Consider the following 11,807-nt stretch of genomic DNA (forward strand, 5'->3'; position numbering starts at 1 on the left):
GGATCTACTGCTCAACGCGACGAATCCCGCATCGTCTGCTGACGATGCGGGATCGGCTTCAATGAACTCAAATCCTGCTCAAACCCGGGGCCAACCACCACCCCCCGGGAGAAGGCGTGGGGACGGCGACGTTGACGTCCCCACGCCGGGTCTTCAGAGGCGGGAGCGGAACTCCTCATGCTGACGCTTGACGGCGTCGGGCACCTTGGTGCCCATCCGGGCCAGGAAGACATCCGTATCGTCGGCCTCTGCGTTCAACGCCTCGGGATCGATCGCGAACAACGCCTCCCAATCCTCGCTGCTCACCCCGGCCGCCACATAATCGATGGCACCGTCGACCGGAACCAGCCCGAAGGGCGACTCCACCGCGTCCGTGCGACCCTCGATCCGCTCGGTGATCCACGCCAAGGCCCGGGAGTTCTCCGAGAACCCCGGCCACAGGAAACGACCGTCCTCACCGCGGCGGAACCAGTTCACCTGGAAGACCAGCGGCGCGTTGCCCGTATCGTTCAGCCTCTCGCCGACGTTGAGCCAGTGCTGCCAGTGGTCGGCCATGTGCGTGCCGGAGAACGGCAGCATCGCGAACGGATCGCGACGCAGCTCGCCCAGGACTCCTTCGGCGGCGGCGGTGCGCTCGGAGGCGAGCGTCGCACCCATGTAGACGCCGTGCTCCCAGTCGCGGGCCTGCGCCACGAGCGGCACGTTGGTGGCGCGACGACCGCCGAAGATGATCGCGTCGATGGGAACACCGGCCGGGTCATCCCAGGTGTCGGCGATCGAGGGGCACAGGTGCGCGGAGACGGTGAACCGGGAGTTGGGGTGGGCCGCCGGGCTCTCAGAGTCGGGGGTCCAGTCGCGGCCCAGCCAGTCGATCAGGTGCGACGGCGCCTCATCGGTGAGCCCCTCCCACCAGACGTCACCGTCGTCGGTCAGCGCGACATTGGTGAAGACGGTGTCGCGCTCGAGCGTCGCGATCGCCGTCGGGTTGGTGGAGTGACCGGTGCCGGGGGCCACGCCGAAGAAGCCGGCCTCCGGGTTGATGGCGCGCAGGCTGCCGTCCGGTCCGGGAGCGAGCCAGGCGATGTCGTCGCCGATGGTCTCGACGGTCCAGCCGGGGATCGAGGGCTGCAGCATCGCGAAGTTGGTCTTGCCGCAGGCGCTGGGGAAGCCGGCGGCCACGTGGAAGGAGCGACCCTCCGGGTTCGTCGCCTTCAGCAAGAGCATGTGCGCGGCCAGCCAGCCCTCGCGCTCACCGATCTTGGAGGCGATCCGCAGCGCGAACGCCTTCTTCGCCAGGATCGCGTTGCCGCCGTACGCCGAGCCGTACGACCAGATCTCGCGGCTCTCCGGGTAGTGGACGATGTACTTAGTCTCGTTGCACGGCCAGACGACGTCCTCCTCACCCGGCAGGAGCGGCGCGCCGATCGAATGGACGGCGGGCACCCACTCGGTGTCCGGGCCGATTTGGGCCAGCGCACCGGCCCCCATCCGGGTCATGGTGCCGGTGCTGAGCACCACGTAGGGCGAATCCGTGACCTGGACGCCGAGGCGGGCGAGCGGGCTGCCGACCGGGCCCATGGAGAACGGCACGACATACATGGTGCGGCCACGCATCGCGCCTTCGAAGAGCCCGTTCAGCGTCTCGCGCATCTCGGCGGGCGCGGCCCAGTTGTTGGTGGGGCCGGCATCGTCCTCGTGCTCGGAGCAGATGAAGGTGCGCGACTCAACCCTGGCGACGTCGCTCGGGTTCGACCTGGCCAGGTAGCTGTTGGGCCGCTTCTCGGGGTTGAGCTTGATGAGCGTGCCCGCCTCGACCGCCTCGTCGAGCATGCGCTGACGCTCCTCGTCGGACCCGTCACACCAGACGATCCGATCGGGCTGCGTCAGCTGGGCGATGTCCTCCACCCACTCGACGACGCTGGAATCGGCGTTGGCGGGTGCGTTGCCGGTGAATGTGACGGTGGCGGTCATGAGTTTCTCCAAACCTGGTGGGCGGGCGCTTCGCTGCGGGATGTACTCTTGCATTCACTCTAAGCAACTATCCCCGCATACACAGTGGTCAAACCTTGTGAAATTTGCCTCTTCTTCACGTATTGTGAACTGCATGGCTGATCTCTCGACGCTCGGACGCCGCATCCGGCATTTCCGCACCAAAGCAGGCTTGACGCTTGAAGAACTGGGAGACCTCACAGGAACCGCCCCCAGCCAGCTCTCCATGGTCGAGAACGGGCATCGCGAACCCCGCCTCTCCCTGCTGGAGTCGCTAGCGGCGGCGCTGAAGGTCTCGGCGTCCGACCTGTTGGCCGACGAACCCCCGACCCCGCGGGCCGCACTGGAGATCGAGTTGGAGAAGGCGCAGGCCTCGCCCACCTATCGGGAACTCGGGCTGCCTGTCCTTCGGCCCACCCGCTCCATGTCGGACGCGACGCTGGGAACGATCGTCGGCCTACACCGCGAGCTTGACCGTCGCGCCCGAATGTCGATCGCGACGACGGAGGAGGCCCGACGCGCCAACACCGCACACCGCGCGACCATGCGCGCCCGAAACAACCACCTCACCGAGATCGAACTGATCGCCGAGCAGGCGACCAAGGCCGTGAAGCACGCCTCGGGCGCGCTCACCCACCGCACCGTCGCGGAGATGGCGAAGCGGGTCGGGCTGAGCATCGTCCACACCGACGACCTGCCGCACTCGGCGCGCGCCGTGGTCGACCGCGAGGCCGGCCACATCTACATCCCGCCAGCCTCCATCCCCGGTGGCCACGGGCTCCGCTCTCTCGCGCTGCAGGCCGTGGCCAACACGGTGCTCGAGCACCACGAGCCGGTCGACTACGCCGACTTCCTGCGTCAGCGTCTGGAGGCCAGCTACTTCGCCGCGGCCTGCCTGATGCCGCGGGCCGCGTCGGTGGACTTCCTGGAACGCGCCAAGCGCGACCGCAACATCGCCATCGAGGACTTCCGGGACACCTTCGGCGTCACGCACGAGGCCGCGGCGCTCCGGTTCACCAACCTCGCCACGCAGTATCTGGGGATCACGCTGCACTACCTGCGCGTCGACGGCACCGGCGCCGTCGTCGGAGCCTACGAGAACGACGGGCTGCCGCTGCCCGAGGACGCGACCGGCTCGACCGAGGGCGAGGTGGTCTGCCGCTACTGGAGCGCCCGCCAGGCGTTCGCCCGGACGACGCGCACCAGCGAGCACTACCAGTACACGGACACCCCGGCCGGCACGTTCTTCGAGTCGACACAGACCGGCACCGGCGCCACCGCCGAGTTCTCCATCACGCTTGGGGTGCCCTACGCCGAGTCGAAGTGGTTCCGGGGCCGCGAATCACAGACGCGGACGGTGTCGACCTGCCCGGACGCGCGATGCTGTCGTCGGCCCGAGGACGGGTTGAAGGAGCGGTGGAGCGGCCGGGGTTGGGCGTCACCGCGGGTGCGCACGCACCTGTTCGCTCCCCTGCCGCAGGGCACCTACCCGGGCGTCGACGACCGGGAGTTGTACGAGTTCCTGGAGGCACATGCCCAGGACTGAATCCCAGCATGACACCCCTACGGAGACACCCTCACGTCTGCGCACCCTCGGATGTCGGGAAAAGTGCGGCGAGACGGGCGGCGAACGGAGCATCTCGAGATTTCGTCGTTGTGACCGCACTTATCCGCCACTTCGCAGGGGTTAGCCTCGGTTAGCCTCGGTTAGCCTCGGCCCTCTCGCAGCCACGCGAGGTCTGTCGTCGCCTGGCGACGTTGCACGGCTTCACGTTCGTGAAGGTCAGGACGCTTGGCGAGGTGCAAGGTGTAGGGCCGACCCTTTCGGATCGTGTGATGGGTGACCGGCAGTTCGGCCGCCTCAATGCGTTGATGGATGTGCTGGCGTCCGTCGGTTCGCAGGGGCCAGTCGAACTCGGTGGCGCCGCGGTCGGCCAGGAAGCCCCGCAGGGTCTCGCACAGGTCGCACCCGCAGCCGGACCACACGATCGACCAGTCATCGGCAGGTCGAGGCGGCGCTGCGAGCATCACCTCCAGCCGTTTGACGGCGTCCTCGACCAGCGAGGCGGGTGCGTCGCTGCCGAGGCGACGCAGCATCGGAAGCTCCAGATCAAGCACACCGTCACCGGTTGCGGCGAGGGTGGCGACGAACTCGTCGACCACCTCCGCCTCTGCCACCCTGAAAAGCGACTCCGCCGGTTCCACGATCGACGACACGTTAGCCGCCCAGGCCCTCGGACCTTCCACGAGTGCCAGACCGATCGAGCCCGAAAGGTTCGCCCAGATCCGTCGGCAGATGTCAGTGACGACGCCGTCCGCACCGGCCCGCCTCAGCGCCAGTGCCACGCCTGGCAGGGTGTCGGTCGCCCATTCCCAGCGTCCGAGTCGGTGCCCTCGGGTAGGGAACCACGAACCGATCAACCTCTGACTCCAGGGCCTTCCGTATCGGTTGACGACCGCGGCGAGCGCGGGTGCGTGCTCGGCGGTCAGCCCTTCGCTGCCCAGCGGGGCGAGGAGGTCGTGGGCCAATTCGGCGTCGTCAAGGGACTCGGCCACTGCCAGGAGCGGAGCAAGCAGCTGTCCGCCGACGCGGAGGAGGTTGACGACCGCACGCGCATCGGTTCGGGCCCGATCGAGGTCGTCACCATCTTTCAGCCGACCAATGAGCTCCGCGATCGCGTGTGGCAGGTCGGCCTCAGCGCGGGCGATGAAGTCCCGCTCCTTGGGCCAGAGGACGATCGCCGCCCGGCGGTACCAGCGGTCGACGGTGTTTCCGTAGTTGCCCATGTAGCCCTCGTACTCGGACTGGTACGGCGTCAACGAGTCGGTCGGCGTGACAGCGCAGACCTCGCCCTGATTGACTCCCAGCCGGATCGGCTCCCCGTCGCCGACCCCGGAACGCTTCCACCATCCCAGCGAGATCTCATCCTCGATCAGCTCACCCAAGTCGTACGACTCCGACGACCCGTCGTTGGCCAAGCTCTCATCGTCGTCGTACCGGTAGCGCCACGAACGGTGTTCCTCGTACGCGTTCCACGTCTGCCGGATCTCGGCGAGAGCCAGCGCGCTCAGGCAGTCGGCACGTCCAGCAGCCACGCGCAGCCTGTTCACCCATTCGACGTCACGCCCCTTGAGACGGCCCGCAGCCAGCCCGCGCTCGCTGTATTGGTGATCCAGCAGGACAACCAGGTGGTTGGGCACCGAAGTCACCTCAGTCGACCAACGTGGGGTCATCGGGGTGGCGAAGTGCTCGCCGACAAGGGACGCCAGTTCTTCGTCGGGGTCGATCTCCTCCTCGGATTCGCGGGTTACGAGCAGGTTGAACGTCAGCGTCACGCGGCGCCCTGAACGGACCGGAAGCACCTCGTGGATGCAGTCGGCGTAGAAGGCCACGAAGCCGATGGAATCCCGGGCGGAGTGGCGGTACGTCCGACTCTGCCCGCCGTGGCTGACCACCAGCTCGCCGCCGGTGTGGATTGAGGGCAGCGAGACCACCAGGGTCGCCACCATCTCGTCGTCCTTCTCGGAGTCCTGATGCGGGGCGAAAAACTGGTCGGGACCGTAGACGAGCAGCGCGTGCGGCTCGGCCCGCAGACGCGAACCCTGCGGCAACCCGAGCCCCTCATGGACTTCAAGCAGCACCGCTTCGAGCACCTGCTCCCATGCCCCACCCAGGCTGACCTGGTCGGCGGTGAGCTCCCAGGTGTCACGCACCGAGGGATCGGTCAGCGTCTCCTCACCGTGCCCGAACATGGCCGGGCGGGCGACCGACACCAGCATCCGCTCCTGGGCCGCTCCGATCGGGAGCTTCACCGGGCCGACTCCGTCGACCGCCAACGTCACGCCTGCGGCCGGTACCGTGGCCTCGGCGCTGAACGACCCCGTCGACTCGCCACCCTGCAACAACAGGGCGATCCTCTCCCGCGCTGGCTTGACCATGAGCTAGAACCTACCGGCAGGACGGCCGAGGCCAATCGTTTCGAAGCGGAGAACATCGGGTCGCGCTGCCGATCCATTGGGCGCCAACATCTCCCGCGGCCGCCAGATCGGTTGGCACTGCGCTCGGCCCCGATCTCGTCCGGGCCGTGCCTTCAGGCGAGAAGCGGAAGGTCGAGGTCGTAGGCCAGTACCACATCAGCACGATCGCGTCCGGGAGGTCCGCCCAGTCGTCGATTATGACGGCTCCGGCGCTCTGGACCACCACGATGGTGCGGGGGCTGGCCGCGCAGGCGGCACGGATGAGCGCGACATCTGCCGAGGGAAGCCGGAGGTCGCGGCGGTCGCCTCCCGCCTCCGGTTTGCCCTTGGCCACCTCCAGTCGCTGCATCATCGTGGCGTAGACGCGACGGTCCTCATCGGTGGCAGGCTCGGGGTAGAGACCCATCAGGTCGTCTCGCCCATAGACCCGGCCATTGACCCACTCCCCCTCCTCGGCGGCCGTGTAACCGACCACGACGACGGTGACGTCGGCACCCGCGGCGACCTCTGCCGCACGATCAAGGTCGCTGCCGTCGTGAGCATCGACCGTCGCCTGGGGGAGGCCTGACCGGATCCCGTCCAGGACGGTCACGACGCTCGGCGGATTCACGTTGGAGGACCCCTTGTCGCCCAGATTGACGGCATCGGCAAGCTTGCCGAGGACCGCGACCCTGCCGTCGAAACCTGCATCGATCGGAAGGGCTGGGTCACCTGCGACGTCCTCGTTACGCAGGAGCACCATAGAGTGCTGTGCGACCTTGCATGCCAACGCGCGGTGGGCGGGCCCGGCAATCAGGTCGGCGGATGGCTCGATCCGGTCGCGCTCGGCGTAGTACCTGAGCTGCGCGGTGAGGATGTGCACCACCGCCCGGCGGACGGCGTCGAAGCTTGTTCGTCCCTCGCGGATCTCAGCGGGTAGCCGGTCGGCACGCAACTGGGCGAACGGCGCTTCCAGGTCCATGCCCGCCTCAAGAGAGGCAGCCGCGTCGCGGATCGCCCAGATGAAATCACTAAGGACGAACCCGTCGAAGCCCCACTGGGTGCGCAGGATGTCGGTGAGCAGCTCGGTGCTCTCGCTCGCCCAATGCCCGTTTACCGAGTTGTAGGCGCACATGACGGCTTCTGCGCCCGCGTCAATGGCCTCCTTGAAGTGAGGCAGAAAGTCCTCGTGCATCGTGGTTTCGTCGCACGTGACGTCCACGTCGAAGCGGGCGTTCTCCATGGAGTTGAGCGCGAAGTGCTTTACGCAGGCCATGGCGTTTGGCTTCACACCGCGCACGAGGGCCGCGCCCATGCGACCCAACAGCACCGGCTGGTCGGAGTAGGTCTCCTGTGCCCGGCCCCATGCCGGGTGCCTCGGGAGATTGATGCAGACGCCACCGAAGAGGTTGCCGCCGCTCGCGCGAACCTCGACACCGATCGCGCGGCCGACCTCCTCCTCCAACGCTGGGTCCCATGAGGCACCGCGAGCCATCGAGACCGGGAATGCCGTCGTCGGCCCGACAACCGCACCCCTTGGGCCGTCGATGAACGAGATCTCCGGCACGCCCAGCCGGGGTACCCCCGACATCTCGAACGGCACGAAGTTGTAGCCGTGCTCCATGATGCGTCCGCGCCCGGGCCAGAAGGGCACGGTGCCATGCAGGCAGGCGAGCAACTCGGCCTCGGTCATCTCTGCGGCGAGGGTCTGAGCCGCCGCCCGGGCGTCAACGCCGGATCGAACGGCCTCTACCTGGGTGTCGAATGACGATGGTGTTGTCTGCATCTGCGCATCTCCTCATCGAGTCGCTAACTTTATACTTAGCGGGTGCTTAATTAAGCGTAGGCTCGACGGTGCACGGAAGTCAAGACATCGGTGGGGCAAGCCATCGGATAACGTGGGGCCACCAACAGCGAGAGGGGCGGCAAATGGTCGTGCGCGGGCGCGGTACGGGGACCAGGATGAGCCGGATGGATCGCCGAGCCCAGATCATTGAGGTCGCCACGACCCTGATCTCCGCAAACGGCTACTGGTCGGTCTCTCTTCACGACATCGGCGTGGAGTGCGGTATCACGGACGCCGCGGTCCTGCATCACTTCGGATCCAAGGAGAACCTGCTCCTCGCTGTCATGGAGCACAGGGACGAGGCCGACCGGTCGGCCCTGGCCGAGGCCCTGGACGTCCCACTGGAGCAACTGTATGAGTCGATCCCGGCGCTGGCCCTGGCCGACGTTTGTACCGCCATGGTGGGCCGCAACGCGCGACAGCCCGAGATCGTACGCCTGTACACCGTGCTGAGCGCCGAGTCGCTGCAGCCCGACCATCCGGTCCACGGGTACTTCCGGGAACGCGACCAACGCGCGGTACGGACGTTCGCTTCTGCCCGCGTACCGGGGGGCGGGACCCCGCGCTTGGCCCGCCTGGTGCTCGCGACGATGGATGGGCTGCAACTCCGGTGGCTCCGGGACCCAGACGGCGTCGATCTTGTCGGCGAGTGGGAGGCTGCGGCCGCTGCAATCATTCCGCGATAGGGGTGACGGGAGACTTACATGCGAGGCACCAGGGAAATCCAGCAGGTGAAGAGCGATAACACTGGTAGCCCGGACAAACCGCTGGTAACGAGGACGACCACGAAGGCGGTCAGCGCGGACACCAACGAAATAGCGCGACACCAGCGAAATACAGCAGGTAACGGGCAATAGCGCTGGTATCGCGGACAAACCGCTGGTGTCGCGCGACAACGCTGGTAACGCGGACAAACCGTTGGTGACCAGAACAAACCGCTGGTAGCCGCAGCGTCGGCCGACGGTTGCCGCGCCGTCCCAGGTGACGCGCGCGGGCGTCCAACCGCCAACGCGGCTCGGTCCACACCCGACACCCTGAACGACACGCGTGTGATTATCCCCAGTGTTGACAACCCTGTGGATAACCGTGTGTGCAGACCGTGGATATCCCCTCCCGGCTGTGGACGGCGCCCACGGACACGGTCAAGGCCCGCGCGGCTGCCGGATGTCCCCTGTGGACGGCGACTGCGACACACCGCTCAGGCTGGGTCGGCGTGCACCGCCGCCGAGTAGTTGCTGCACCCCACAGACCCACACGTGACCTGCCGTTTGCGGCCAGGCTCCTGACGGTTGCTGCTCGCCGGAGATTTGTCCCGCCTCACCTGGGCAATGATGAGTTCGTTCCTGATCGGACCCTCTGGTGCGGCGACTCGGAACCAGGCCAAGACCGTCGATGCCCCGAAGAGCACCGAGGCGAACAGACCGGCAGTCGGCGTGCTCCGGAACTCAAAGAGCACCCAGCCGCAGCCGACGAGAATCATCGCTGCGATGCTGAGGTCCACGACTACTCGCTGAAGCCTGGACGGCGAGAACGTCGCAAAGGCAGCCATCCTGATGACTGCGACGAAGTGCCCGACAAGGACGATGCTCAAGAAGCGCGCTCCGCCGCCGCCGATGAACACCGCCCCCAAAGCCAATGTAATAGGGACTACCAGCAGCACCGCCTCCCGGAGAGCCGGACCACGTCGAGATGCTGCCGGTTCAGAGATGCCTTCCGAAAGCCCAACGAAACGCTGGGCGACTGCCTTTAACACCCATACGCCCCCGGCCCCCAGGGCAAGAGCCACTCCGAGAACAAGGTGGACTAGAACAGTCACAAGGACCGCCCATGGCCCGGCATTTCCCGAATCCCCCCGGGCCATGACCATCAGCTCGAAGGACACCACCACCACGGCCAACAAGGCTGCCATCAATACCGGCGCTCCTCGGCTGATCCCTGCCTCAGCAACGCCGGATGAGGCAACAACCGGCAGGATCCAGAAGAGGAGGACCGCGGTGAAGATTGCCACTTCAACGCCGATCATGGCCATCCGCCACTCTCCCTGCAGACCGTGCGCGAAGAAGAGCGGTACCGCAGGCGTCAAGACCCAAGCGGCGCTCCAGCCAATGATCCACCAGCGTGAACTCGCGCGAATCCCGTCCAATCTCTTGTGGATCTTCCTCGTGAATGCCTCGTCAAGGATCGCTCGGAGGCTGTTGGAGCGTAGCTGATTCTGACCCACGACGATGAGCTGCGATCCCGACCACCCGACGCACAACACGGCGAGCGTCAGGAGGGTCAGCCTCTCCCCTTCACCTCCGACGCGTAAAGCCACCCCGGCCATTGCCCCAGCGAAGACGATGGCGGACATCGTGAGCGAGAACTCGACCCCCAACCGACCATCAAGGCGCCGTAGGTTGGTCAGCCTCGTCAAGACCACCCTGCCGTCAGCCCTGATGCCCTCAGCGTCCTGCTCATCGATCTGGGCCGAGGTCTGTCCAAGAGCCAGTGTCATCGCGACCATCAATGTAGCCAGGACGCCCAGCGCACCCAGAACCAGGGCCCCGTCCCGGTCCCCGTTGAACCAGTCAGGCGGGGCCTGAGTCACAACAAATGCAAACGCGGAAGCAGCCACCACAAAGGAGACAAGGACACCCAAGCCCGAGTCCCGTGCGCCGCGTTTCCCCGTCTCAGCAATGCAGTCGACGCAAAGGACGTAATCGGCCTCCCCATCAATGACGCGCCGACAGTTCGCGGACAGCTCAGGCACCTCGGGAACCTCTGCGTCCTCAGCCGAATGGGCCTCAGCGACTCCAGGCCGGACCCCCTCCGAGCCTGCCACCCCGGCCCCACGCCCACAGCTCAGGAGCCGATCGACCAAGCGCAACAACTTCATGGACCGGCACGCTACCCCCGGACCGGGATCAGACGAACCGGACCCAGTTCGGGCCCTTCCCCGTCTCAACCCGGTCAAGCTCGACCAGCCGCCCGGCGACTAACCGGTACAACGCCGCATGGCCGGACAACTCTCCGACCACGACGACGTGCACACCGTCCGGCGCGACCGTCAGGCTCCGCGGCTGCGGCTCCGTCCGATTAACCACCGTGTGCTGCGTCAGGTGACCCCTGGGGTCCAGTTCGACCGCCGTCACCGTCGATTCGGTCCGCTCGGTACACAACAACCACCGACCGTCGCCCGCCAGCGCCAAGTCTGCACCCCAGACGAGGTGCCCGTCCCTCGGGTTCAGCCCGTAGCCGCTCGTGCGGAGACCCGCATCGACGTCGAAGGCCGCCACGTCTTCCTCCCGTGTCAGACGGCCGCCCTCACTACGGTCGAACCTGATCGCCTCGCCGGTGAACTCAGTGATCAGGTACGCATTTCGGTCATCCGCGGAAAGCACCAGGTGTCGCGGGCCGGAACCGGGCGTCACCTTCACCGTCGGCGCCGAGAGTTCCACCAGTTCACCGGCCGACCCGAGGGAGAACTGCGCGATCAGGTCTTCACCCAAGGACACGAAGTAGGCGTTGCGGCCCAGCGGGTCGGTGACGGCGGCGTGCATGTTGCGATGTTCGAAACGCGACACCTCCCGGCCGACCTCGCCGTCGGAAATGCGCCAACTCGCGCCCCATCCTCCGTGGTAGGAGGCGCCGATGAGCGCGTGGGGGGTGATCGACAGGTAGGCCAGAGGATCGTCGACGTCGCGGCGACCCACCTCCGTCAGCGCGCCCGACTCCTTGTCAAGGGTCAGCGTGACGATCGCAGGCGACGGTTCCTTGGTCGCGCAGTAGACGAGGCTGCGGCGGGGGTTGATCGCGAACGTGCTGCAGCCAAGCCCCACCTCGGACACAACTTTGACGGCCAGGCGTTCGCCGTCGAGCTTCAGGGCAGAGATGGTGCCGCCCTTGTCGTTTCCAACCAGCAGGAGGTCTCCAGTCATGGCCCCATGCTAGCCAGCATCGTCAACGGGCGCGTGAAGGTGACTAACCAGGTGGGAGGTGGCCGATTCTCGACACCAGACACAGCAAAATCGACCAC

At 66.7% G+C, this 11,807-nt stretch carries 7 protein-coding genes; 2 read left to right on the plus strand and 5 right to left on the minus strand.

All coding sequences use genetic code 11. The features are described from left to right. Positions 1–153 precede the first annotated feature (153 nt). Positions 154–1,971 carry a phosphoenolpyruvate carboxykinase (GTP) gene (locus tag BUC15_RS06175; protein ID WP_073186666.1) on the minus strand — a complete coding sequence of 606 codons (1,818 nt, stop codon included), beginning with the start codon at positions 1,969–1,971 and terminating at the stop codon, positions 154–156. Between the two features lie 133 nt (positions 1,972–2,104). On the opposite strand from BUC15_RS06175, the gene BUC15_RS06180 reads away from it, so the two are divergent. Then, the gene (locus BUC15_RS06180; RefSeq protein WP_073186667.1) at positions 2,105–3,535 is read left to right on the plus strand and encodes a helix-turn-helix domain-containing protein; all 1,431 of its coding nucleotides are present in this window, start codon (positions 2,105–2,107) and stop codon (positions 3,533–3,535) included. 161 nt (positions 3,536–3,696) lie between these two features. Here BUC15_RS06180 and BUC15_RS06185 read toward each other — a convergent pair whose 3' ends face one another. Beyond that, positions 3,697–5,928: a 2OG-Fe(II) oxygenase gene (locus BUC15_RS06185; RefSeq protein WP_084189403.1), complete on the minus strand. Its 2,232-nt coding sequence runs from the start codon at positions 5,926–5,928 to the stop codon at positions 3,697–3,699. 10 nt (positions 5,929–5,938) lie between these two features. Next, positions 5,939–7,732, minus strand: coding sequence for a glycoside hydrolase family 3 protein (locus BUC15_RS06190; protein WP_073186668.1), 1,794 nt, complete (start codon positions 7,730–7,732; stop codon positions 5,939–5,941). A gap of 185 nt (positions 7,733–7,917) precedes the next feature. On the opposite strand from BUC15_RS06190, the gene BUC15_RS06195 reads away from it, so the two are divergent. After that, complete coding sequence (locus tag BUC15_RS06195) at positions 7,918–8,478, plus strand: TetR/AcrR family transcriptional regulator (RefSeq protein WP_217652133.1); 561 nt, start codon at positions 7,918–7,920, stop codon at positions 8,476–8,478. Between the two features lie 512 nt (positions 8,479–8,990). Here the strand turns inward: BUC15_RS06195 and BUC15_RS06200 are convergent. Together BUC15_RS06200 and BUC15_RS06205 are read right to left on the minus strand one after the other, a co-directional pair. Next, positions 8,991–10,541, minus strand: a complete 1,551-nt coding sequence (locus BUC15_RS06200; protein WP_139280118.1) for a hypothetical protein — start codon at positions 10,539–10,541, stop codon at positions 8,991–8,993. A 154-nt stretch (positions 10,542–10,695) separates the two neighbouring features. Then, entirely contained in the window at positions 10,696–11,709 is a 1,014-nt protein-coding gene (locus BUC15_RS06205; RefSeq protein ID WP_073186671.1) for a lactonase family protein, read from the minus strand. Between the last annotated feature and the right edge of the window lie 98 nt (positions 11,710–11,807).

This window comes from Tessaracoccus bendigoensis DSM 12906 (assembly GCF_900141915.1).
GTDB lineage: Bacteria > Actinomycetota > Actinomycetes > Propionibacteriales > Propionibacteriaceae > Arachnia > Arachnia bendigoensis.

Excerpts from the sequence above, each read along its gene's own strand:
- BUC15_RS06180 (WP_073186667.1), top strand. The coding sequence starts at position 2,105 with ATGGCTGATCTCTCGACGCTCGGACGCCGCATCCGGCATTTCCGCACC.
- BUC15_RS06195 (WP_217652133.1), top strand. The coding sequence starts at position 7,918 with ATGGATCGCCGAGCCCAGATCATTGAGGTCGCCACGACCCTGATCTCC.
- BUC15_RS06175 (WP_073186666.1), bottom strand. The coding sequence starts at position 1,971 with ATGACCGCCACCGTCACATTCACCGGCAACGCACCCGCCAACGCCGAT.
- BUC15_RS06205 (WP_073186671.1), bottom strand. The coding sequence starts at position 11,709 with ATGACTGGAGACCTCCTGCTGGTTGGAAACGACAAGGGCGGCACCATC.
- BUC15_RS06190 (WP_073186668.1), bottom strand. The coding sequence starts at position 7,732 with ATGCAGACAACACCATCGTCATTCGACACCCAGGTAGAGGCCGTTCGA.
- BUC15_RS06185 (WP_084189403.1), bottom strand. The coding sequence starts at position 5,928 with ATGGTCAAGCCAGCGCGGGAGAGGATCGCCCTGTTGTTGCAGGGTGGC.